The following is a 22,141-nucleotide window of genomic DNA, read 5'->3' as shown; positions in this document are numbered from 1 at the left end:
GGGCGATCATGCCCCCGTGTCGTCAAAAAGCTACCAGCCAAATATCCTGTCAGAACACTGAAGGTGCCTAAGTGAACTGCATTAGCCCAATGGGCGGCGTTTTTCGTTTGTAGCCAATTGATTTCGTTGCATCCGAGCAGAGACTCCAGCCAAAGGATTGACCCTTCGCCATGGTTGCGGCACCCTTGGCCGTGGGTTGGGTGTCACGAACAAGGCGCCTATGGATGTCGAAGAAGTTGAAAGCTGCAATCATTGCAGCCCTTGTCGCTCTGGCTGCTGGTTTCGCCGTCAGCAACGGGCTGATAAGCCAGCAGACGGCCGATGAGATCAAGGCCAGGACTGACCAGGTTCTGACCGAGGAAGAGGCCGCACAGCCTGCGCCTCAGCCTGACAGCCCCGCCCCGCCTTCCACGGAACCCGCACCGCAGGCTCCGGCCCCTCCCGCCGCGGCACCCCCGCAAGGATCACAACCGGGTCAATGAAGAAGCCCCGCCAGAATGGGCTCCTCTCGTGCGATCGTGCCATCACCATACCTGCTGAGTGTATCGTTTTAATACAATCGCCGATTGGTAGACTTGCGCCACGGATAGGCAGTTAGTTTCAGCGTCAGGCAAAAAGGGGGGAAATGCCTCGCACTGGGAGAAAACGATGTCCGTACAAAAAGGCGACTTTCGAACCAACAGAGCCGACTACGTGATTGCCGCGATGCATGGCGGAGTGACCGCCGAAGACAGCGTTCGAGACGAGAACCTGGCAAGGAGAAAGAAGTCCCTGTGGCTGAAGGAGCGGCGATCGGCCAAGTCGGCTGAGAACCCGTTGGACAGCTCGCCGCTGTCTAAAAGAAGCCCTCGCGGTTAGCGATTTACAATCACCCTTCCGCGATCACACCATATCCGCACACAACCCACTCACCCATATTGCAGGTGCCGCCGTCGGTGTTGACTAGCTCCGACGGCGGCCTAGTTCGTGGCGAAATAACCTCCGTTTTTTGAGAAGACGGCGGGACTAAGGTCTTGTGCCCTACACGCAAAGGTCCGAGTGGTCCTGTTAGGTTCCGGAAATGTCTCTTGGACGTTCCGCTATTTTATCCAATTGAAATTTAGCGTTACCGTGTATTCTCGCCCGATAGCGGCGCCTGATCCGGCTGCCCGCATCCGCCCTGGCTGAGTCCCCTCAGCCGATGCGCTCACCGCTCTTCGGATCGAATAGATGCAGCTGGTGTGGTTCGGCCGCCAACCGTACCTCGTCGCCGGGCTTCACGCCGGCACGGCCCATGGCAAAGACGCAAAGCTGCTGGCTGGCCAGCTTGACGTAGAACTGCGTCGAAAGCCCGAGCGGCTCGACCACCCTCACCTCGCCCTTCAACGCGCCGTCATCCGCCAATTTTATATGCTCGGGCCGCAAACCGACGGTGATTGCGTCACCATCCTTGAGCGGCAGGCCTTCCGGCAGCCTCAGCGCCTGGCCATCGGTCAGCACGGCCTCCGGGGTAGCGCCCTCCCGAACCGTCGCCGGCAGGAAATTCATGCCGGGTGAGCCGATGAAACCGGCGACGAACATGTTGGCCGGCCGATCATAGAGATCAAGCGGCGCGCCGACCTGCTGGATCAGCCCGTCATGCATGACGACGATCCGGTCGGCCATGGTCATCGCCTCGATCTGGTCGTGCGTGACATAAACCGATGTCGTCTTCAGCTGCTGGTGCAGCGCCTTGATCTCGGCGCGCATATGGACGCGCAGCTTGGCGTCGAGGTTCGACAGCGGCTCGTCGAACAGGAAGACCTTGGGGTCGCGCACGATGGCACGGCCCATGGCGACGCGCTGGCGCTGGCCGCCGGACAATTGCCGCGGCAGGCGCTGCAGGAACGTGTCGAGCCCGAGCCGCTTGGCGGCGCCGTCCACCCTGGCGTCGATCGTCGTCTTCTGCGCCTTCTTCAGGAGCAGGCTGAAGCCCATGTTCTTCGACACGTCCATATGCGGATAGAGCGCGTAGGACTGGAACACCATGGCGATGTCGCGGTCCTTGGGTGCCACGTCATTGACCAGCCGCTCGCCGATGCGGATCTCGCCGCCGGAAGCCTCCTCCAGCCCGGCGATCATGCGCAAGAGCGTGGACTTGCCGCAGCCTGACGGGCCGACCAGGACGACGAACTCGCCATCGGCGATTTCAAGGTCGACCGCGTGCAGGACGCGGACGGCGCCATAGTCCTTGCGGACCTTTTCGAGCGTAACAGAGGCCATCGATCTATCCTTTGACGGCGCCGGCGGTCAGGCCGGTGACGAGATAGCGTTGCAGGAAGGCGAAGAAGATACAGACCGGGATCAGCGCCAGGATGGACGCCGCCATCATCTGTCCCCAGTCGACGGCGAACTTGCCGATGAAGGTGAGCAAGCCGACGGCAAAGGTCTTTTGGTCGTCGCTGGAAATCAGCATCAGCGCGAACAGAAGCTCGCTCCAGGCGGCGGTGAAGACGAAGCCGAGCGTTGCGCCCATGCCCGGTAGCGTCAACGGCACGATCACCTTGCGCATCGCCTGCGCTCGGGTGCAGCCGTCGATCATCGCGGCCTCCTCCAAATCCTTTGGAATGCCGTCGAAGAAGGACTGCATCAGGAAGGTGGCAAAGGCCGTGTTGAAGGCGGTGTAGATGATGATCAGCCCGGTCAGGCTGTTGATCAGGCCGATCTGACCCATCACGCGGTAGATCGGCGGAATGACCATCACCAGCGGAAAGGTCTGGGTCAAAAGCAACATCAGCGCAAGTGCTGCCTTGCCGCGAAAGGTGAAGCGCGACATGGCATAACCGGCGAGCGTGGCGATGATTGTCACCAATGCCGCCGTCGATACCGAGACGATGACGCTGTTGAGGAAATAGCGCGGGAAATCGGTGGCCTCGAGCACGGTGACGAAATTCTTCAACGTCATCTGCGACGGCCAGAACGTGATGCCTTCGGAATAGAGCAGCCGCTCCGGCGTGACCGAGATCTTCAGCGTCCAGTAGATCGGGAACAGGGCAAAGAGCACGTAGGCCGCGATTGCCGCGTAGAGGCCGATGCCGCCGAAGAAGCGCTGCGAGGTTGAGCGTCCTGCGATCATCAGACGTGCCTCACCAGGGTGCGGCGGATACCGATCAGCGCAATCGCATAAGCAATGAGCAGGACGAGCAGCAGCACCGCCACCGCCGAGGCATAGCCCTTGTCCAGCGATTTGAAGGCGCTGACATAGATGTAGACCGGCACCGTGTTGGTCGAGCCGGCTGGCCCGCCCTCCGTCATGACGAAGATCAGGTCGGCGAAGGTGGCGATCCAGATGGTGCGCAACATCACGGTGATGGCGATGGTCGGCGCCAGAAACGGCAGCGTCACCTTGGTGAAGCGCTGCCAAGGCGAAGCGCCGTCGATGGCCGCTGCCTCATGCAGTTCCGACGGAATGGATTTCAGCGCCGCCAAGAGCGTGATGGCGAAGAACGGAATGCCGAACCAGATGTTGGCGACGATCGGCCCCCACATGGCGGTTGAGGGATCGGAAAGCACATTGGTCGGCTGGGCTTTCAGCCCCAACGCAAACAACCAGTGCGGCAATGGGCCGATGATGGGATTGAACAGCCAGGCCCAGGTCAGGCCCGACAAGAAGGACGGCACCGCCCAGGGCAGGAACACCAGGGCTTGCACGGCCTTGCGGCCGCGAAATGGCTTGTCGAGCAGCAGCGCCAGGCCGAGGCCAAGGAAGAACTGGAAAAACAGACTGGCGACGGTCCACCACAACGTGTTGACCAGCGCCTGCCCCAGCACCTGATCCGACAGCATCGCCTGATACTGCCCAAGCCCGACATATTCGGACTTGAACGCCGAGAATTTGCGGAAGGAGTAGCTGATGCCGATGACCAGCGGCACCAGAAGCACCACGACCAGCAGGATGATCGCCGGGCTGAGATAGAGCCATGGCTCGATTGCGGCGTGGGATAACCGCTTGCGGCGCGGCTGGCCGGCGGATCGTATTTCGGACACGGCATAGGTCATTGGTTTAGGGGTCACTCCTGGAACGTCGGCTGGCGGAGAGCGTCCTTCTCCCCGTGAAACTGGGAGAAGATGCCGTAGACAGATGAGGGGCAGCGCTAACCTGGCAGAAGCTAGTGCTGCCCTCATCCGTCATTTCGTGACACCTGCTCCCCGTGAACGGGGAGAAGGGAAGAAAAGCTACTTCTTGTTCTTCGCCAGCCAATCCTGCTGTTCCTTGGTCAGGAAGGCAGCCCACTGGTCGGCGACGTCCTTGGCCGTCTTCTGGCCAAGCAGCACTTCCTGAAAATTCTTGATCGCCACCTGGTCGACGAAGTTGCCGAGGTTCTCCAGATGCGTTGGCGGGGTCACCATTTCATATTTGGAGCTGTCGCTCAGCTCCGTGAACCAGCCCTTGAACTGCTCGGTCTTGAAATGGGGATCCTGGTCGGCGCCGTTGTGGATCGGGACGACGCCGACTTCCTTGGCCCATTCCAGATTGTCCTTCGGCGAGAGCAGCGTCGCCATCAGCTTCCACGCGTCGTCCTTGTGCTGCGAGTTGGCGAACATCGCCCAGCCGGCATAGCCCAGTGTCGGATAGGATTTGCCGCTCGGCCCGACCGGCAATGGCGCTACCGCGAAATCGTCGGCGCTCATCTTCTCGGCAATGCCGAGCAGCGCGTCCGGATCCTGGTTGAGCATGGCGCAGGTGCCGGAATAGAAGCCGGTGACCGTTTCGTTGAAACCCCAACTCACCGCATCCTTAGGCGCCAGTCCGTCCTTGTACATGTCGGCCAGCATCTGCAGGCCCTTGACCGAGCCTTCTTCGTTGATCGTCGAAGTGCCATCCTCGTTGAAGTAGCCACCCTTGCCGGCGGCGATGTTCATGAACATGTGCATGCCGTTGAAAGCGCCCGGCCCGCCGCGCAGGCAGTAGCCATATTTGCCCGGCAACGCAGAGATTTTCTTGGCGTCGGCGATGAAATCATCGAGCGTCGCCGGCGGGCCATCGAGGCCGGCTTCCTTGAACAGTTTCTTGTTCCAGAACAGCGCGTTCACATAGTAGCCGTAAGGGATCATGAACTGGGTGTTGTTGACGGTCGAGCCGAACTGCTTGGCGCGGTCGCCCAGCGTCTTGGCATCATCCCATTTGGCCATATAGGGGCCGAGATCCTCGAGCTGGGCATTGTTGGCGTAGAGGCCCATCCAGCGTTCCGGCATTTCGACGATGTCAGGCGTATCGCCGGCCTGCACCATGGTCAGGAATTTCTCGAACGCCTGGCCCCAGGGCAGCGAGATAAGCTCGACCTTGATGCCCGGATTGGCGGTTTCGAATTCGGCGATCTGCTTCTTCAGGAATTCGGTGCGCGGCGGGCTGGTGATGACTTCGACCATTTTCAGGGTCGAGTCGGCCACAGCACTTCCGGCGGAAATCGCCAGTCCCGCAACGGTGGCAAGCATGACGGTCAGTTTTTTCATGTTCAAGACTCCCATTTTGAACCCGCTTGTTATTTTCTGGCTTTTTCGAAGGCTTGGGCGACATCCGCCCACAGGTCTTCGACACTCTCCAATCCGATATTGAAGCGGATGGTTCGGGGGCTGACGCCGAAGCGCGCCATCGAATTCAGGCCAGGCGTCTGCTCCAGCGACGCCTTGGCCGGCACGACCAGGCTTTCATGCCCGCCCCAACTGACGCCGATGCGGAAATATTTCATCGCATCGACGAAGACGGGGATGTCGATCTCGTCCGTCACCTCGAAGGAGAACAGACCGGCATAGCCGGCCAGTGTCGCCTTGCCCGGATGGTTCGAATAGACAGGATGGTTGACGCGCTCGACATTGGCATGCGCCTTCAGCCGTTCGGCGATGGTCAGGCCGCTCTTCATGTGGTGCGGCAGGCGCAGCGGCAGCGTGCGCAAGCCGCGCAGCAACAGCCAGGCTTCGAATGGCGACAGCTTGCCGCCGAGATAGGAATAGGTCTGCTCGTTGATGTGCTTGATATGAGCGGCCGAACCCGCGACGACGCCAGCGACGGTGTCGCTGTGGCCGCCAAGGTATTTCGAGGCCGAATGCAGCACCAGGTCGACGCCATGCGCGATCGGCTTCTGGAACACCGGCGTCGCCCAGGAATTGTCGATGGTGGTGACGATGCCCTGTTCCTTGGCCAGCCGTGTCAGATGCGCGATGTCCTGCAGCTCGAACATCATCGAGGTCGGGCTTTCCAGGTAGAGCAGCTTGGCGCCGGGAAGTGCCGCCGCGACCGCATCCGGGTCGGAGCCGTCGACATAGTCGACCTTGATGTTGAGCCGAGGCAACAGCCGCTCGAACAGCCGGTAGGCATCGCCATAGCAATTGCGCACCGCCACGATGCGCTCGCCTGCCCCAACGAACGCAAGCACCGTGGCACTGATCGCCGCCATGCCGCTGGAAAAGCCGCGCGCGGCTTCTGCGCCCTCAAGCGCTGCCACGCGCGCCTCGAACTCCATCACCGTCGGATTGTCGCCGCGCGAATAGATCGGCTGCTTTCGTTTGCCAGCAAAGGTATCGGCCATCTCGGCATAGCTGGCGAAGGTGAACAGCGAGGTCTGGTAGATCGGCGGCACCACCGCACCGCCAGGGAACGGTTCGTCATGCGCCAAGAGTGTCGCCGCCTCGGCGAGATAGTCGTGATCGAAACCGGATGGATGCTCGTTCATGTCTGGCTCGAAAGTTTGAGTTTGGCGGCACCGCGCTTGAGATCGTCCTCGACGGTAGCGATCAGCTTGAGGGCTTCGGCGCGGGCGCCCTGCGGGTCACGGGCTGCGATGCATTCGTAGATGGTGCGGTGATAGGGAAAGCTGGCATGGCCGAAATCGCGAACGCCGAGCGGATGCTCCCAGAAGCGGTGGAACAACTCGTACATGGCGGCGATGATCTGCTCGAACAGCGGATTACCCGAGGCCCGGTAGATCGCCTGGTGGAACTCCCAATCCTCTTCCGCCGACATGCCGTCGCGCGTGCGGAACGCCTGCTCCATGATGTCGAGCTTGCGTGCGATTTCGGCGATATCTGCCTGGCTGGCGCGTTCGGCGCAAAGAGCTGCGGCCTCCGCCTCCAGCGCGCGGCGGATCTCCATCGTCTGCATCAGGCTGGTGAAATCATTGCCGCCCGCCAGCGTCAGCGGCATGTGCAGCATATCGTGTGAAACAGCCGCCTTGAGATAGGTGCCGCTGCCCTGCCGCCTCTCGACGAGGCCGAGCCCTTCCCAGCGTGTCAGCGCCTCGCGCACGGTGTTGCGGCTGACCTTCAGCCGCTCGGCCAGAATGCGTTCGGTTGGAAGCCGCTCGCCCGGCTGCAGGGCTTCGGCGCGAACAAATCCCACCAACGCCTTCAACACCGCGTCGTCGCGCGCCGTGGTCTGAATGGGTGGCAGGCTGTTCTGGTCCACATTTCCTCCAAGTGGTCCAATGGTCCAACCAATTTCTGCACAGAAGGAAGCTCCTGTCAACCAACTGTCAGGAGCACTGTCGGAGGGAGCGACGCAATACTTTCAAGGCGGTCGCGCGATCGCGCTTCGATCGTATCTGCTAATCTGAGGCAGCAGGCGACCCGAACCAGGTGGTCAGCGCGTCCACCAGCCCCTGTTGGGTTCCCGCCCCGGCCCAAGCCACATAACCATCGGGCCGGATCAAGACGGCGCCGGGCGCGGCGACCCTCCCGAGCACCGGGAGGTCCCAGATACCGGCGTAACCGGCGTCGATCTGCCGGACCCGATCAGCCCAGGGCGCGAGGTCCAGCCTGCCGGGCTCACCGAAGTTGAGCAGCACGGGCCGCGCGTCGTGCAGCAAGGTGAAGACCCGCAACGGTCCGTCAGCGGTGGCCAGATCGAGATCGGGCATTCGCCGCCCAAGCAGCGGATGCCCCTCGCCGAAGTCGTAATGGACGCCCAGGCCGGACATCTCGGCGGCGATCCGTTTGCGGGGCTCATCCATGCCGAGCAACTCGGCAAAGATGTCGTTCAATGCCTTGCTGCGGTCATCCGTACGACGAAGAGCGACCTGTGCCATCGTGTTGCGCAACACGCGGGCAGCGACCGGATGGCGTTCGGTGTGATAGCTGTCGAGCAGGCTTTCCGGTGATATCAGCTTGACCACTTGGGCGAGCTTCCATCCCAGGTTAACCGCGTCCTGCACGCCGATGTTGAGGCCCTGTCCGCCCATCGGCGGGTGGACGTGCGCTGCGTCACCGGCCAGCAGGACGCGTCTGTCGCGGTATTTCACGGCTTGTCGCGTCATGTCGGTGAACCGCGAGAGCCAGGTCGGATTGTGGACCCCGTAATCGGTGCCGTAGATGGCGATCAGCGCCTCGCTGAGCTCGCGCAGGGACGGTTCGCCGCGGGCCTCCAGGTTCGGTTCCGTCAGCACGACGCCAACTTTTTTGCCGTCCTCGATCTTACCCAGGGCATGAATTCCGAAGGCGTTGCTGCGGAAGCCCCATTCCGGCTCTTCCGATATCTCGACCTCGGCAATCATCCAGCTCATCGTCGGATCCCATCCGGCGAACTCAATACCGGCTGATTTGCGAACGGTGCTGCGGCCTCCGTCGCAACCAACCAGATATGTCGTCTCAGCCGGTGGCCGTTGGACAGTTTGACATCGACGCCGCTGGCGTCCTGAGCAAACCCCGCAACCTCGTGTCCGCGATAGATCGGCACCTTGAACTCGCCGACCCAGTCGGCCAGGATGCGCTCGATGTGGTTTTGCCGCAGCGCCAGCAGATAATTGTGGCGCGTGGGAAAATCGCTGATGTCTAACCGGATCATGTGGAAGCCCACGGACGGCGATATCTGTCCCTGTGAAAGAAACCGATCCGCAATTCCGCGCTGGTCGAGCACCTCAAGAGTGCGCGCATGCAGGCCGCCAGCGCGCAATCCTGCCAGTTTCTGATCCGGTCGCCTTTCGACAATGGCAACGTCCACGCCTGCCAGCGCCAGTTCGCCTGCCAGCATCAATCCCGTCGGACCACCCCCGGCGATCACAACCGCATGATCTGAAATCATTATCATAACTCCCGTTTTCCGCACCCTGGCTTGGGTCGCGGTTTTACGGGAGGAGCCGGGTCTTGCCGCAAGCCTCTTGTGCGCCATATGTATGAAATGGAAGGGGTATTCTTCCCCTCATCGTTGGCTGCCCTCACAGCGAAACTGTGTAGGAACGGCTAGAACGGGTGTTCCGATTTCACATGCAGAAACGCAGATTCCTCCGTGCTTTGGCACGGAGTTCTGATGTTCTTTTGGAGAGAAGGGGGCCGGTCGGCGTTTGGCAGCGGTACGAGGAGGCCACTATGTGCCAGCGCCGGCCGGCCGACCCCACGGACCCAGGAGATGCGGCGGACCTGAGCATCATGGGGTATTCCCAGGATCGGAGCCGGCTTTCTATCCTCGTGCCGGCTTCGTCTTGGCCTGCACAGTTGCGCAAGAGCTTATGAAAATCAACAGTTTCTTAACCAAGGCTCGCGAATCGCTTGGATTAAGGTAAACGGGTAACCCTGTCGGGTTGACTGGATATTCGGAGCCTTGGCCGGTTATGCGGCTTTGGCAACAACCCGGTTGCGGCCGCCGCTCTTGGCTTCGTAGAGCGCGAGATCGGCACGCTTCATCAGCGCCGCCACCGTGTCCACGCCTTTCAGCACCGACGACACGCCGACGCTGACCGTGACTTCGATCGCCTTGCCGTCCTGCCCGATGGCGAAAGCCGCCTGGGCGATTTCGGCGCGAATGCGCTCGGCTACCTTCTCGGCCACCGCGCCCTCGGTGTCCGGCATCACCACGACGAACTCCTCCCCGCCAAAACGGCAGGCAAGGTCGATACCCCTGACATTCTTGCGCAGCCGTCGTGCGAATTCCCGCAGAACCTCGTCGCCGCCGTCATGACCGTGCGCGTCGTTGATCGCCTTGAAGCGGTCGAGGTCGGTGATCATCACCGACAGCGGCCGGCGCCGCGCCACCGCGCGATCGAACAGCGTCTGCAGATGGCTGTCTAGATAGCGGCGGTTGTGCAGCCCCGTCAGGCCGTCGGTCACCGCCATTTCGATGGTCTGGGTGACGCTGGCGCGCAGCTGGTCGTTGTAGCGCTTGCGGCGCACCTGGGTGCGCAGCCGCGCCGTCAACTCCTGCTGGTCGATCGGCCGCATCAGATAATCATTGATGCCGAGTTCGAGGCCGCGGATGATGCGTTCCTCCTCGCCCTCCTCCGCCAGCAGGATGATCGGCACGAAACGGGTGCGATCGAGCGAGCGCAACTGCGAACAGAGCCTCAGCGGATCGAAATCGGCGAACGCGGTCGAGATCATCACGCATTCATAGGACGTCTCGGCGGCCTGGAAGAAACCGGCATGCGGATCGCTGGAGATATCGAGATCGGCGCGGTCGCGCAGCATCTTCTGAATGCGCTCGACGGATGATTTGCGTTCGTCGATCAAAAGCACTTTGGGCGTCGTGTCCTCGGATGCGAAATTGCGGCTGAGCAACTCCTCGATGCCGATGTTGCGCGTCGTCGAGGCGCGCAGCCGCAACTCGTCGGTCAGCGACTTCAGGCGAACCAGGCTCTTGACGCGCGTCATAAGCTGCAGGTCGTTGACCGGCTTGGTCAGGAAGTCGTCGGCGCCGGCCTCGAGCCCGCGGACGCGGTCGGAAACCTGGTCGAGCGCGGTGATCATCACCACCGGAATGTGCGATGTCGCCGGATCGCTCTTCAGCCGCCGACAGACCTCGAAGCCGTCCATGTCCGGCATCATCACGTCGAGCAGCACGACATCGACCTTGCCGTTCTCGCAGGTCTCGATCGCATCCGGCCCGTTGGTGGCGGTCAGCACTTCGAAATATTCGGCCAGCAGCCGGACTTCCAGCAGCCGCACATTGGCAGGGATGTCGTCGACGACGAGGATCCGCGCAGTCATTTCACAAGGCTCCGGCTCGGCTGAAAGGGCACATCACGCATCGCCCAGATAGGATTTGATGGTTTCGATGAAACGCGGCACCGAGATCGGCTTCGAAATATAAGCCTCGCAGCCGCCCTGGCGGATACGTTCCTCGTCACCCTTCATGGCGAAGGCGGTCACCGCAATGACCGGGATGACGTGCAGCTCGTCGTCTTCCTTCAGCCATTTGGTCACTTCAAGCCCCGACACTTCAGGCAATTGGATATCCATCAGGATCAGATCCGGCCGGTGCTGGCGCGCCAGATCGAGCGCTTCCAGACCGTTGCGGGTGCGCACGGTCTCGTAACCGCTTGCCTCGATGAGGTCCCGAAAGAGCTTCATATTGAGCTCATTGTCCTCGACGATCATAACCTTCTTCGGCATCGATTTCCCGTCCCGGCTGCTCTTCCGCTTCGAAGGCGACCGTCATGCGCCCATGTCTGAACGCACCAAACCCTGCTTCACTTTACGGCAATATGATTGACGAAACGGAAATCCGCGGCTGGAAAACAGCGCGAATTCCACCTCGTCCCTGCGCGTCCAAAGGGCGCGCCACGCTCTAATGGCTTGCCGCAAGCAACTCTTGCCATTACTGCGGGAGAGACTCATTCCACACACCGAAGGTAGTGATGGCAAACGCAGCGTCAATGCGCGAAGAAGCGGAATCGATTGCCGTGAAGGCCCTGGGCTTCGTCGCCTCCGATCCGGAGCTGCTGCCGCGCTTTCTGGCGATCACCGGCATAGAGGTCCATTCGATCCGCAAAGCCGCCAGCGAGCCGGGTTTTCTGGCCGGTGTCCTGCAATTCATCCTCGCCCACGAGCCGACTCTGATGCGCTTTGCCGAGGAAACCGGCACCCCGCCGGCGGCTGTCGGCAAGGCCTTGCGGTCGCTGCCGCTGGGCGACGACAACCACGAGCATTCCATATGAGCGATGATCCGGAAACCGCGCGCCAGATTGAAGAACTGGCAGCCGACGACCGACCGCTGCTGGTGCTCGACGTCGATGACGTCGTGCTCGAATTCATCCGACCGTTTCCGAATTTCCTCAAGGCGCGCGGCTATGGCTTGACGCTGGCCTCGTTTCGGCTGACCGGCAACATCGCAGAGACCGCCAGCGGCCGCCTGATCGAACAGCCCGAAGTCACGGCACTGCTGGCCGATTTCTTTGACGCGCAAGCCGATTGGCAAAACATTACGGACGGCGCGGCAGAAGCCCTGGCAGGGTTTGGCGACCGCGCGGAAATCGTTTTGCTGACGGCCATGCCGCACAAGCACCGTGCCGTGCGTCGCGTCCATCTCGACGCGCTTGGACTGAGCTATCCGCTTCTGACCACTGAAATGGCCAAAGGACCGGCGGTGGCCAAGCTTCGCGGCAGGGCCGGCCGACCGGTGGTTTTCGTCGACGATCAGCCGCACAATCTGGCGTCGGTACGGGAATCGGTCGCCGACGCCGAACTGTTCCACCTGATGGCCGACAATTCGCTGCGCGCATTCCTGCCGCCGGTGACGGACGATGTGGTCGTCGTCCAGGACTGGCACGAGGCAGCGCCCAAGATTCAAAGCGCGCTGGGGCTCTGAACTCCAGCTTCAGGGGTTCAGTTCGCACCTGCGCCGCCGCTGTCGTCTCCGCTGTCATCGGCGCCGTCACCATCATCCACGCTGTCGTCCACGGCCGGATAGGCGGGCTTCAGCATGACGCCATTGACGGTGACCGAGCCATCGGCCTTGGCATTGACGATCCATTCCAGCCGGCCATCGGGCAGCGTCTTGCCAAAGCCCTTCGCCATGAGAGCGACTGGCACGTATTGGCCAACCTCCGGTTCCGACTTTGCCGCTTGCTGCAGGCCTTCGACAAGCTTGTCGAAGCCGGCGACATTGACGGTCACGCTACCTTCGGGCTTTTCGCCTGGGAATGTCATCTCGCCTTCCAGCGCGATCTCCGTGTCCTTGTTCTTCACGGTGCTGTGGCCAAGCACGACCTTCGGCATCCTGGCCATGAAGTCGACTTTAAGTTGCTCGCCGAATTCGGCCGACAGCGGCGGATTCTTATTGAGATCAAAGGCTTCGATCGCCTTCTTCGCCATGCTGTCGAGATCGATATTGGCGCCGCCAAAGTTCAAATCGACATCGGTGGGCAACAACCCCACGCCCCAGCTCGGCAGAAGCTGGGTCGGCACGGTCAGCCCCGATGCCTTGATGCCGTACGTGATCGTGCCGTTCTGGGCCACGCCATCGGTGCCGAACACGGTGCTGAGCTGGGTGGCGCCGAAATTGCCGACCGGGCTTTCCACCGCGAAATCCTTGAAACCGTAGGTCCCGTCGATACGCTGCCAAAGCGGCAAGGCGGCGAGCAGAAGCGATTTGAGCTGCGCCTGGTTGTCCTTCAGCGTCGCCTCGTCCTCGTTGGCCACCGCAAATGCCAGGAGATCGAGCAATGGCTTGGTCCGCACGCCCTTGCCGCTGGCTTCGACCGACAATTCCGGCGACCTGACGGTGACCGGGAATTTCAGCCCGCTCTCGGGGTCATCGAAATTGATCGCTTCGACAAAACTCGACACCTTCTGCGAGGTTGTGAAATCGACGCCCCCGGTCGCCGACTTGGTCGCGGCAACGGTCGCGATGCCGGCGCCCGTGCTGGCTTCCATGTGCTGCTTGGCATCCTTCGATGCCATCGTCATGCCGGCCATCGAGCTGGTGCCGCTGGTAAAGGCCGCCAGATTTGGATCGTAGACGCCCGAACCCTTGCCGTCCTTGATCGAAAACTGAGTGCTTTGCAGCCCCTCGGGTCCGTTGAACTCGAAGGAGGCGGTTTGGGAGAAATCCATGGAGACATCCCAGGACCCGTCGCTGCGCGGCTTGACCATCAAGGCATAGGGCGCGAAGTCGAACTTCAGCAGTTTCTGGTCCGGAAATGATGCGGCAAGTGCCTTGAAATCGAACACGATCTTGTAGGCGCCACCTTCGAGCGAAACCTTCAAAATGCCTTTGTCGATGGCCTGCTTGCCGACATAGCGGGACAAGTCGTCGGACAATTGCTTCGCACCCTGACTGTCGGCGGTCTGGCTGAAAGCAGGGGCACTCAACGCAAGAAGGAACACGAATGGCAGGGCACGGTTCACGCGAATTCTCCGTTTGACCTAGAAGAAAGACTTTGTCCGTCTGGTATGAAATTACCGCTGCAACCGCAAGGTGAGATCGACAACGGCACCCGGGCAGACCATCTCGATCAAAGCACCAGCCGCATCAGCGGGCGACCGGCCTTGCGTTCCACCAGCCGCTCGAAACCCGCCTTCTCGAAGACCCGTGACGAACCGACGAACAGGCCGATCGAGCGCGAATCGCGAGACAGGTCCATCGGGCACGCCTCGAGCAGCCGGGCCCCATTCTGGCGGGCGAAACCTATGCCGCCTTCGACGAGGCGATGCGTGATGCCCCTGCCGCGCGCCTTGGCGCGGATGAAGAAGCAGGAGATCGCCCAAACGGCCGCATTCCCCGCGTCGGCAGGATCGACCGGTGCCGACCCCCTGCCCTGATTGTTCCATTCGGGCACGTCGGCGCGCGGTCCGATCTGCATCCAGCCAACCGCCTGGCCATCCTCGAATGCCAGCAGTCCGGGCGGCGGGCCGGCTTCGATACGCGCCTTGATGTGGTCCTTGTTGCGTTCCCGGCTGCTCTCGCGGCGCATCGCCGGCGCCAGCCGGAAATGCGTGCACCAGCAGCCGTAGCAGGCGCCTTGCTTGCCGAAGAGGTCCTCGAATTCAGCCCAAAGCTCGGGCGCAAGCGGCGCTATGGTCGTGCTCATGCGTTCTCCCCAGGTCAGCCTTGTCGCTGGCCTTGCACTGTCGTACCATTGCTTCTGTTCTCTTTATGTTCGCAGCGATGGCGGCCCCTGTCAACAATCCCGATCACGGTTTTTGCCGCGACTGCCTGATGTTTCAGCGCAGCCCGACGCGCCGCTGCGAGCGCTGCGGCAGCCCCCGGCTCGTGCGTCATCCCGAGCTTTACCGGCTGCATCTGGCCCATATCGATTGCGACGCCTTCTATGCGGCGATCGAAAAGCGCGACAATCCGGCGCTCAAGGACAAGCCGCTGATCATCGGCGGCGGCAAGCGCGGCGTCGTCTCCACCGCCTGTTACATCGCCCGCATCCAGGGCGTCCGCTCGGCCATGCCGATGTTCAAGGCGCTCGAAGCCTGCCCGGAGGCGGTCGTCATCAGCCCCAACATGGAAAAATACGTGCGCGTCGGCCGCGAAGTGCGCGCCATGATGCAAGCGCTGACACCGCTGGTCGAGCCGCTGTCGATCGACGAGGCGTTTCTCGACCTCGCCGGCACCGAACGACTGCACGGCCTGCCGCCTGCTGTGGTGCTGGCGCGCTTCGCGCAGGCCGTCGAGAAGGAGATCGGCATCACCGTTTCGGCCGGCCTGTCCTATTGCAAGTTCCTTGCCAAGATTGCGTCTGATTTTCGCAAGCCGCGCGGTTTCTCGGTCATCGGCGAGGCCGAGGCAGTCGGCTTCCTGGCGGCGCAGCCGGTGACCATGATCTGGGGTGTCGGAAAGGCATTCAACGCCACCCTGGAGCGTGACGGCATCCGCACTATCGGCCAGTTGCAGCAGATGGATCGCGGCGACCTGATGCGCCGCTACGGCACGATGGGCGACCGGCTCTACCACCTTTCGCGCGGCGAGGACGTCCGCCGCGTCGATCCCGACCAGGATGCCAAGAGCGTATCGGCCGAAACCACCTTCGACACCGACATCGCGTCGCTGGAGGAACTGGTCGCGGTTCTCAGGGGTCTTTCGGAAAAGGTTTCGGCACGGCTGAAAAAGTCAGGCATTGCCGGGCGCACTGTGGTGCTGAAACTGAAGAGCCAGGATTTCAAGCTGCGCACGCGCAATCGCCAGCTCGGCGATCCGACCCGGCTCGCCGACCGCATCTTTCAGACCGGGGTGGAGCTTCTGCGCAAGGAAACCGACGGCACGAAATATCGGCTGCTCGGCATCGGCGTCAGCGACCTTTCGGACGACGACAAGGCCGACCCGCCCGATCTGGTCGACATCCAATCGCGCAAGCGCGCCATGGCCGAAGGCGCCATCGATGCCCTGCGCGACAAGTTCGGCCGCAAGGCGGTGGAAACCGGCTACACATTCGGCAAGGGCCGCGACGCCCATCCGCCGGAGCCGCTTGAGGATTAGGTGCGCTGCAGATCAATCCTGCTCGTCACCACGCTCTTGCCGGTTTTCGGGTCGGTGTCGATGACGGTCAGCCGCATGCCGTTCTCGCCGCGTTTCTCGACCTTCATCTGCGCCCTTCGGTCGCCATTGACCTCCTTGGCCCAGCGAATGCCCAGGTTGATCGCGTTGCCCGAACGGCTGCCGTTGAGCTGTGCCGGTCCCGTGCGAGAGCCGACATAGGTGCCGCTGTATTTGGCGCCGCTGGCCTTCAGATCCGCGCTGATGGCACGCGTGACCACGACAAGCCCCCGGCAATTGCCGTCGAGCGACAGGGAGGTCGATGTCGCGTTCGAGCTGAACGTGCAGGACACGTTCACGGTCGGCGCATCGGTGGTGACCTTGACGATACCCTTGCCGGCGAAATTGCCCTTGAACGACTGGAGAAATTGCGTCTCGTCGGCATGTGCCGCGCCTGCCGCAACCAGTAAACCGCCGGCAAGCGCGAATTGCGCGAAGAATCTCATCGAAGCTCTCCCTGTCGATCTTCAAAAAGGCGGGATGGTCCGCCAGCACGGCTGACCATCGGGACTCAACGCCACTTGCCGTTTCAGGTTCCGCCCGCCACATGACTGTTTCACAACATCCAGCCAGTCGCGACTGGCCCAGAAGAATGCCTTGCGTAGCGATTGCGGCAGAAGTCCTGGCCTGCGACATAGCGCGAATGGCACCCACACCCTCGATCCCCAAGGCCGCGTTCTGGATGGCGCTGTCGATCGCTTCCTTCCTTGGGATGACGGTCGCCGGCCGAGCCACGACAGCGGAGCTCAACGTCTTCCAGGTGCTGGAGTTGCGCTCTGTGATCGGCTTCTTCATCCTTCTGCCGCTGGTGATGACGAGTGGCGGCTTTCAAGCCATGCGCACGCGGCGCCCCATTGCCCATATCGCCCGCAACGTCATCCACTACACGGGCCAGGCGGCCTGGCTCTACGCCCTCACTTTGATCCCGCTGGCCGTGCTGATCTCGATCGAATTCACCACGCCGATCTGGACAGCTATCCTGGCGGTGATTTTTCTTGGCGAAAGGCTGAACCGAGCCAAGCTGGCAGCGATCGGGCTGGGGCTGATCGGCGTGGTGATCATCGTGCGCCCCGGTGTCGGCTCGGTCGATCCTGGACATCTCGTCGTGCTGGGTGCCGCGGCCTGCTTCGGCATCTCGGTGGTCACGATCAAGTCGCTGACCCGGACGGACAGCGTCGTGCGCATCATCTTCTGGATGCTGGTTATCCAATCGGTGGTCGGTCTCATCCCGGCGCTTTATACGTGGCGCAACCCGCCACTGGAGCTGTGGCCATGGATCATGCTGATCGCCTTCACCGGCATGTCGTCGCATTTCTGCATGGCCCGTGCGCTTGGTCATGCCGACGCGACCATCGTCTCGCCGATGGATTTCCTGCGCGTGCCGCTATCGGCACTGATTGGCTGGCTGCTCTATAGCGAGCAGATCGACGCCTTCACCGCCGGTGGCGCGCTGCTGATCCTGATGGGCAATCTGCTCAATCTTCAGCGCAGGCCAATGAAGCCGGCCGAAGTGGCGGCGTCGTAGTCCCGCCGGCCGTCAGTTCCCTTCGTCGGGTATGTTGAGGAGATGGCCGCAGGCTTTGCAATGCACGGCGTCCGGCTCGTGCCGCCGCAAGCCGCACTGCGGACAGGGAAACAAAACCTTGGCTGGCCGGAAGATCGCCTGAGCCAGTCTGACAAACAGCGATATGCCGATGATCATGGTGACGATTGCCGTCAGCTTGCCGGCCATGCCCGGCAGCACGATGTCGCCGAAACCGGTCGTCGTCACCGTGGCGACGGTGAAATAAAGCGCGTCGATATAGTTCTCCAGGCCGGCGCCAGTGCGGAAGAAGAACGTGTAGACGAAGCCAGTGATGACGAACAGGAAGGTCAAAAGGTTGATGACGGCGTGGCTGGCCTCGCGCCACGGCCGCAGGCCGCGCATCTCCAGATGCCGCCAGAGCGAACCGCTGCGCGACAACGACCACAGCCGCAGGATGCGCAGGAAGGCGAGATTGGCGAACGCCGTCGGCATCAGCAGCGTCAAAAGGATGAAGACATCGACCCACGACGTCGGCTGCTTCATCAGCCGCAGCATGTTTTTGGAGGCAAGCAGCCGGGCGATCAGGTCCGCGGCGACAAGCGCGGCCGCCGAATAGTCGAGCCAGAGGAATGACGGCTTGTCCTGAAGGACCGGCGTCGCGATGAAGAAGGCGATGATGGCGAGGTCGATGACGACGGCCACCAGTTGGAACCGGAAAGCGGCCGGCGTGCGCCCATGATAGAGCCTGCGCAGCCTGTCACGCAGCCGCGCCAAGGCTGAAACCGCCTGCGACCCGTTCCTCTGCGCCGGCTTCATGCTGACTGCGCTGGCGTTCGCGGCAGCGACCGCCAGGCTGATTGCCGCGCGCGAGAAAGAGCGGGGGTCACACCAACTCCACTTCGACCACGCCCGGCACCGCGCGCATCGCCGAGGCGATCTGCGGCGAAATCCGGTAGCGGTTCGGCAGCTCGATCTCGATTTCCCCCTCGCCCTCTTCCTTGATCAGCACGAAGCTGACCTGGCCTTCGCCCCTGACGGTCAGTTGGCCGGCCAGCGTGTTGATCGGCGAGGCGTTGCGCACGAAGATGCGAAGTGCCTTCTGGATACGGCTTGCCTCGTCCTCCAGCGACTGCACTGAGTTGATGCGCAGATTGACGCCTTCCGGCCTGTCCTCGGCGGCAACGGTGATGACCACGGAGCGGCCGGCCTCGAGCAGATCGCGATATTGCGCCAGTCCTTCGGAAAACAGCACGGCTTCGTACTGGCCGGATGTGTCAGAAAAGGCGATAACGCCCATCTTGTTGCCGGTGCGCGTCTTGCGCTCCTGCTTGGACGTCACCGTGCCGGCCAGACGGCCGGCGGCGGCACCGCGTTTGACGGCCGCCGAAAACTCGGCCCACGTCTGAACCCGCATCTTCTGCAGGGCCGCCTTGTACTCGTCGAGCGGGTGCGCCGAGAGATAGAAGCCGACCACCTGGAATTCACGGTGCAGCCGATCGGCGGCGAGCCACGGCTCTGTCGCCGGCAGATTGAGTGCCTGCGACTGGGCGCCGAGCGAAGCGCCGAAGATGTCGTGCTGGCCGGAAACCGCATTCTGCTGCGCCAGCGACGCCAGTCCCATCATGCGCTCCACGCCCGCCATCATCGACGCGCGGTCGTGGCCGAAGCAATCGAGCGCACCGGCCATGATCAGGCTTTCGAAGACGCGCTTGCCGACAATCTTGGGATCGACCCGCTCGCAGAAATCAGCAAGGTTCTTGAACGGCTTTTCCCCACGTTGGGCAACGATGTGTTCGACCGCCGCGTCGCCGACGCCTTTGAGCGCCGCCAGCGAATAGTAGATGCGGTTCTCACCGACCTCGAAGGGGCGAAAGCTCGATGTCACCGACGGCGCCAGAACCTCTATGCCGAGGCGTAGCGCGTCCTGGCGGAAATCGGCGAGCTTGTCGGTGTTGCCCATGTCGAGCGTCATCGACGCCGCCAGGAACTCGACCGGATAATGCGCCTTGAGATAGGCGGTCTGGTATGAAACCACCGCGTAGGCGGCGGCATGCGATTTGTTGAAACCATAGTCGGCGAACTTGGCCAGCAGGTCGAAAATGAAGTCGGCTTGCGGCTTGCCGACGCCACGCTCGACAGCGCCGGAGACGAAGCGCTCGCGCTGCTTGTCCATCTCGGCGCGGATCTTCTTGCCCATGGCGCGGCGCAGCAGATCGGCTTCGCCGAGCGAGTAGCCGGACAGCTCCTGCGCGATCTGCATCACCTGTTCCTGGTAGACGATGACGCCTTGCGTCTCCTTCACCAGATGGTCGATCTTGGGATGGATCGACGCCATCTCCTCTTCGCCATGCTTGCGGGCGTTGTAGGTCGGAATGTTCTCCATCGGACCGGGGCGGTAAAGCGCCACCAGCGCAATGATGTCCTCGATGCAGTCGGGCCGCATGCCGATCAGCGCCTTGCGCATGCCGGCGCTTTCCACCTGGAACACGCCGACCACTTCGCCGCGCGACAGCATGGCGTAGGTCTCGGGATCGTCGAGCGGGATCGTTGCCAGGTCGATCTCGATGCCGCGCCGGCGGATCAGCTTCACAGCCGTTTCCAGCACCGTCAGCGTCTTGAGCCCGAGGAAGTCGAACTTCACCAGCCCGGCCTGCTCGACATATTTCATGTTGAACTGGGTGACCGGCATGTCCGAGCGCGGATCTCGGTACATCGGCACCAATTCCGACAGCGGCCGGTCGCCGATGACGATGCCGGCGGCGTGCGTCGAGGCGTGGCGGTAAAGGCCCTCCAGCTTCTGCGCCATGTCGAGCAGCGTCTGGACGATCGGCTCCCTCTCGGCCTCTTCGGCAAAGCGCGGCTCGTTGGCGATGGCGTCGGCGAGCTTGACCGGATTGGCCGGGTTCTGCGGCACCATCTTGGACAGCTTGTCGACCTGGCCATAGGGCATCTGCAGGACGCGGCCGACGTCGCGCAGCACGGCGCGAGCCTGCAGCGTACCGAAGGTGATGATCTGGCCGACCTGGTCGCGGCCGTATTTCTGCTGGACGTAGCGGATGACCTCCTCGCGGCGATCCTGGCAGAAGTCGATGTCGAAGTCGGGCATCGACACGCGGTCGGGATTGAGGAAGCGCTCGAACAGCAGCGAGAAGCGCAGCGGATCGATGTCGGTGATGGTCGTCGAATAGGCGACCAGCGAGCCTGCGCCCGAACCGCGGCCCGGCCCGACCGGAATGCCTTGCGCCTTGGCCCATTTGATGAAGTCGGCAACGATCAGGAAGTAGCCGGGAAACTTCATCTTGGTGATAATGCCAAGCTCGAAGATCAACCGCTCGCGGTATTGCTCGACCGTATAGCCGGCGGTTGGGCCATGCATGGCGAGGCGCGCGTCGAGCCCCTCATGCGCCTGGCGGGCCAGTTCGTCGGCTTCCGCCTGCACGGCGGCGTCATTGTCGGCGACATCGCCGCCGGTGAAGCGCGGCAGGATCGGATTGCGGTTCTTCGGATAATAGGAGCAGCGCAGCGCGATCTCGACAGTGTTGTCGATCGCCTCCGGCAGATCGGCAAAGAGCCTCGCCATATCGGCCTGGCTGCGCAGGAAATTGTCCGGCGACAGCCGGCGACGATTGTCGGCGGCGACGACCGATCCCTCGGCGATGGCGATCAGCGCGTCATGTGCGTCATAGTCGTCACGAGAGGAAAAGAACGCCTCGTTGGTGGCGACCAGGGGCAGTTCATGGGCATACGCCAGATCGATCGAGGATTTTTCGATCACGCGGTCATAACCGGAAACCCGGTCCAACTCGACATAGAGCCGGTCGCCGAACATCTCCTTGAGGGTCAAAAGCCGGGCTTCGGCCAGGTCGCGGCGATCTTCCTTGAGCGCGGTGCCGATCGGTCCGCGCGGCCCACCGCTGAGGCAGATCAATCCGTCACAATAGCCTTGCATCATTTCGGTGGTCAGGTGCACGGCCTCGCCTGGTGGTGTTTCGAGGTAGACGCGGCTGACCAGCCTGACCAAATTGGAATAGCCGGCCTCGGTCGCCGCAAGCAGGACGACCGGCCGCATGTCAGGGCCTTGCCGCCTGCGGTCGCGCTGGCCATCGCTGTTTTCGCCGGAAAAGGCGAGCGCGGTCTGACAGCCGATGATCGGCTGGATGCCGTCCTTCACCGCCTTCTGCGCGAACTCGAGCGCGCCGAACAGATTGTTGGTGTCGGTGACGGCAATGGCCGGGGCTTCGTCCTTGACCGCGTGAGCCACCACCTTGCCGATCTGCAAGGCGCCTTCCAGCAGCGAATAAGCCGAATGCACGCGCAGATGGACGAAGGGCCGCGCCGGCGCCTCCGGCCTCGCCGCAGCAATCGCTGCTTCGCGCTTCAGGGGATCGCGGGGAAGTTTTTCGTCGGCCATG

At 62.3% G+C, this 22,141-nt stretch carries 18 protein-coding genes and 1 pseudogene; 5 read left to right on the top strand and 14 right to left on the bottom strand.

Annotation, left to right across the window (positions count from 1 at the left end):
* Positions 1-648: 648 nt before the first annotated feature.
* Positions 649-858, top strand: a complete 210-nt coding sequence (locus NKI99_RS09875; protein WP_013531922.1) for a hypothetical protein — start codon at positions 649-651, stop codon at positions 856-858.
* A 315-nt stretch (positions 859-1,173) separates the two neighbouring features.
* On the opposite strand, the gene NKI99_RS09870 is transcribed toward NKI99_RS09875, so the two are convergent.
* The 9 genes and pseudogenes from NKI99_RS09870 to NKI99_RS09830 all read right to left on the bottom strand — a co-directional run bounded on the left by NKI99_RS09870 (position 1,174) and on the right by NKI99_RS09830 (position 11,334).
* The gene (locus NKI99_RS09870; protein ID WP_352610722.1) at positions 1,174-2,241 is read right to left on the bottom strand and encodes an ABC transporter ATP-binding protein; all 1,068 of its coding nucleotides are present in this window, start codon (positions 2,239-2,241) and stop codon (positions 1,174-1,176) included.
* A 4-nt stretch (positions 2,242-2,245) separates the two neighbouring features.
* The gene (locus NKI99_RS09865; protein WP_352610720.1) at positions 2,246-3,094 is read right to left on the bottom strand and encodes a carbohydrate ABC transporter permease; all 849 of its coding nucleotides are present in this window, start codon (positions 3,092-3,094) and stop codon (positions 2,246-2,248) included.
* On the bottom strand, positions 3,094-4,017 hold the full coding sequence (locus tag NKI99_RS09860; RefSeq protein WP_023810538.1) for a carbohydrate ABC transporter permease: 924 nt from the start codon (positions 4,015-4,017) through the stop codon (positions 3,094-3,096). Before NKI99_RS09860 ends, NKI99_RS09865 begins: the two co-directional genes overlap by 1 nt.
* A 177-nt stretch (positions 4,018-4,194) precedes the next feature.
* Positions 4,195-5,472 carry an ABC transporter substrate-binding protein gene (locus NKI99_RS09855; protein WP_352610718.1) on the bottom strand — a complete coding sequence of 426 codons (1,278 nt, stop codon included), beginning with the start codon at positions 5,470-5,472 and terminating at the stop codon, positions 4,195-4,197.
* Between the two features lie 29 nt (positions 5,473-5,501).
* The gene (locus NKI99_RS09850) at positions 5,502-6,689 is read right to left on the bottom strand and encodes a PLP-dependent transferase (protein ID WP_352610716.1); all 1,188 of its coding nucleotides are present in this window, start codon (positions 6,687-6,689) and stop codon (positions 5,502-5,504) included.
* A complete protein-coding gene (locus NKI99_RS09845) occupies positions 6,686-7,420 on the bottom strand; it encodes a FadR/GntR family transcriptional regulator (RefSeq protein ID WP_352440267.1) in 735 nt (244 codons plus the stop codon). The genes NKI99_RS09850 and NKI99_RS09845 overlap by 4 nt, the downstream gene beginning before the upstream one ends.
* Positions 7,421-7,559: 139 nt before the next feature.
* A pseudogene (locus tag NKI99_RS09840) lies at positions 7,560-9,031 on the bottom strand (FAD-dependent monooxygenase).
* Positions 9,032-9,555: 524 nt separating this feature from the next.
* Complete coding sequence (locus NKI99_RS09835) at positions 9,556-10,929, bottom strand: PleD family two-component system response regulator (RefSeq protein ID WP_128303387.1); 1,374 nt, start codon at positions 10,927-10,929, stop codon at positions 9,556-9,558.
* 33 nt (positions 10,930-10,962) lie between these two features.
* Positions 10,963-11,334, bottom strand: a complete 372-nt coding sequence (locus NKI99_RS09830) for a response regulator (protein ID WP_013531932.1) — start codon at positions 11,332-11,334, stop codon at positions 10,963-10,965.
* Between the two features lie 245 nt (positions 11,335-11,579).
* Here NKI99_RS09830 and NKI99_RS09825 point away from each other — a divergent pair, with 245 nt between their 5' ends.
* Together NKI99_RS09825 and NKI99_RS09820 are read left to right on the top strand one after the other, a co-directional pair.
* Positions 11,580-11,879, top strand: coding sequence for a DUF3572 domain-containing protein (locus NKI99_RS09825; RefSeq protein ID WP_024503583.1), 300 nt, complete (start codon positions 11,580-11,582; stop codon positions 11,877-11,879).
* Entirely contained in the window at positions 11,876-12,529 is a 654-nt protein-coding gene (locus tag NKI99_RS09820) for a hypothetical protein (RefSeq protein WP_128303385.1), read from the top strand. Before NKI99_RS09825 ends, NKI99_RS09820 begins: the two co-directional genes overlap by 4 nt.
* A 17-nt stretch (positions 12,530-12,546) precedes the next feature.
* On the opposite strand, the gene NKI99_RS09815 is transcribed toward NKI99_RS09820, so the two are convergent.
* Both NKI99_RS09815 and NKI99_RS09810 read right to left on the bottom strand, forming a co-directional pair.
* Entirely contained in the window at positions 12,547-14,070 is a 1,524-nt protein-coding gene (locus NKI99_RS09815) for a hypothetical protein (RefSeq protein ID WP_352610714.1), read from the bottom strand.
* Between the two features lie 107 nt (positions 14,071-14,177).
* Positions 14,178-14,753 carry a GNAT family N-acetyltransferase gene (locus NKI99_RS09810; protein ID WP_352610712.1) on the bottom strand — a complete coding sequence of 192 codons (576 nt, stop codon included), beginning with the start codon at positions 14,751-14,753 and terminating at the stop codon, positions 14,178-14,180.
* Positions 14,754-14,818: 65 nt separating this feature from the next.
* On the opposite strand from NKI99_RS09810, the gene NKI99_RS09805 reads away from it, so the two are divergent.
* Positions 14,819-16,147 (top strand): DNA polymerase IV, encoded by a 1,329-nt coding sequence (locus NKI99_RS09805; RefSeq protein ID WP_128303383.1) that lies wholly within the window; start codon positions 14,819-14,821, stop codon positions 16,145-16,147.
* Here NKI99_RS09805 and NKI99_RS09800 read toward each other — a convergent pair.
* Positions 16,144-16,650, bottom strand: a complete 507-nt coding sequence (locus NKI99_RS09800; protein ID WP_352610710.1) for a hypothetical protein — start codon at positions 16,648-16,650, stop codon at positions 16,144-16,146. The genes NKI99_RS09805 and NKI99_RS09800 overlap by 4 nt on opposite strands.
* A 197-nt stretch (positions 16,651-16,847) precedes the next feature.
* Here NKI99_RS09800 and NKI99_RS09795 point away from each other — a divergent pair, with 197 nt between their 5' ends.
* On the top strand, positions 16,848-17,729 hold the full coding sequence (locus NKI99_RS09795) for a DMT family transporter (RefSeq protein ID WP_023810527.1): 882 nt from the start codon (positions 16,848-16,850) through the stop codon (positions 17,727-17,729).
* A 12-nt stretch (positions 17,730-17,741) separates the two neighbouring features.
* Here the strand turns inward: NKI99_RS09795 and NKI99_RS09790 are convergent, their stop codons facing one another.
* Both NKI99_RS09790 and dnaE read right to left on the bottom strand, forming a co-directional pair.
* Positions 17,742-18,545: a potassium channel family protein gene (locus tag NKI99_RS09790; RefSeq protein ID WP_128303380.1), complete on the bottom strand. Its 804-nt coding sequence runs from the start codon at positions 18,543-18,545 to the stop codon at positions 17,742-17,744.
* Between the two features lie 67 nt (positions 18,546-18,612).
* A complete protein-coding gene (gene dnaE, locus NKI99_RS09785; protein WP_352610708.1) occupies positions 18,613-22,140 on the bottom strand; it encodes a DNA polymerase III subunit alpha in 3,528 nt (1,175 codons plus the stop codon).
* Position 22,141 lies beyond the last annotated feature (1 nt).

It is taken from the genome of Mesorhizobium sp. M0239, assembly GCF_040321815.1.
GTDB lineage: Bacteria > Pseudomonadota > Alphaproteobacteria > Rhizobiales > Rhizobiaceae > Mesorhizobium.
The sequence above is the reverse complement of the archived record's forward strand: the minus strand, read 5'-3'. Positions and strand labels throughout refer to the sequence as shown.

What these genes read in the sequence shown, in the direction of transcription:
- NKI99_RS09875 (WP_013531922.1), top strand. Translation starts at nt 649, where the DNA reads ATGTCCGTACAAAAAGGCGACTTTCGAACCAACAGAGCCGACTACGTG.
- NKI99_RS09870 (WP_352610722.1), bottom strand. Translation starts at nt 2,241, where the DNA reads ATGGCCTCTGTTACGCTCGAAAAGGTCCGCAAGGACTATGGCGCCGTC.
- NKI99_RS09865 (WP_352610720.1), bottom strand. Translation starts at nt 3,094, where the DNA reads ATGATCGCAGGACGCTCAACCTCGCAGCGCTTCTTCGGCGGCATCGGC.
- NKI99_RS09860 (WP_023810538.1), bottom strand. Translation starts at nt 4,017, where the DNA reads ATGACCTATGCCGTGTCCGAAATACGATCCGCCGGCCAGCCGCGCCGC.
- NKI99_RS09855 (WP_352610718.1), bottom strand. Translation starts at nt 5,472, where the DNA reads ATGAAAAAACTGACCGTCATGCTTGCCACCGTTGCGGGACTGGCGATT.
- NKI99_RS09850 (WP_352610716.1), bottom strand. Translation starts at nt 6,689, where the DNA reads ATGAACGAGCATCCATCCGGTTTCGATCACGACTATCTCGCCGAGGCG.
- NKI99_RS09835 (WP_128303387.1), bottom strand. Translation starts at nt 10,929, where the DNA reads ATGACTGCGCGGATCCTCGTCGTCGACGACATCCCTGCCAATGTGCGG.
- NKI99_RS09830 (WP_013531932.1), bottom strand. Translation starts at nt 11,334, where the DNA reads ATGCCGAAGAAGGTTATGATCGTCGAGGACAATGAGCTCAATATGAAG.
- NKI99_RS09825 (WP_024503583.1), top strand. Translation starts at nt 11,580, where the DNA reads ATGGCAAACGCAGCGTCAATGCGCGAAGAAGCGGAATCGATTGCCGTG.
- NKI99_RS09820 (WP_128303385.1), top strand. Translation starts at nt 11,876, where the DNA reads ATGAGCGATGATCCGGAAACCGCGCGCCAGATTGAAGAACTGGCAGCC.
- NKI99_RS09810 (WP_352610712.1), bottom strand. Translation starts at nt 14,753, where the DNA reads ATGAGCACGACCATAGCGCCGCTTGCGCCCGAGCTTTGGGCTGAATTC.
- NKI99_RS09805 (WP_128303383.1), top strand. Translation starts at nt 14,819, where the DNA reads ATGTTCGCAGCGATGGCGGCCCCTGTCAACAATCCCGATCACGGTTTT.
- NKI99_RS09800 (WP_352610710.1), bottom strand. Translation starts at nt 16,650, where the DNA reads ATGAGATTCTTCGCGCAATTCGCGCTTGCCGGCGGTTTACTGGTTGCG.
- NKI99_RS09795 (WP_023810527.1), top strand. Translation starts at nt 16,848, where the DNA reads ATGGCACCCACACCCTCGATCCCCAAGGCCGCGTTCTGGATGGCGCTG.
- NKI99_RS09790 (WP_128303380.1), bottom strand. Translation starts at nt 18,545, where the DNA reads ATGAAGCCGGCGCAGAGGAACGGGTCGCAGGCGGTTTCAGCCTTGGCG.
- dnaE (WP_352610708.1), bottom strand. Translation starts at nt 22,140, where the DNA reads ATGGCCGACGAAAAACTTCCCCGCGATCCCCTGAAGCGCGAAGCAGCG.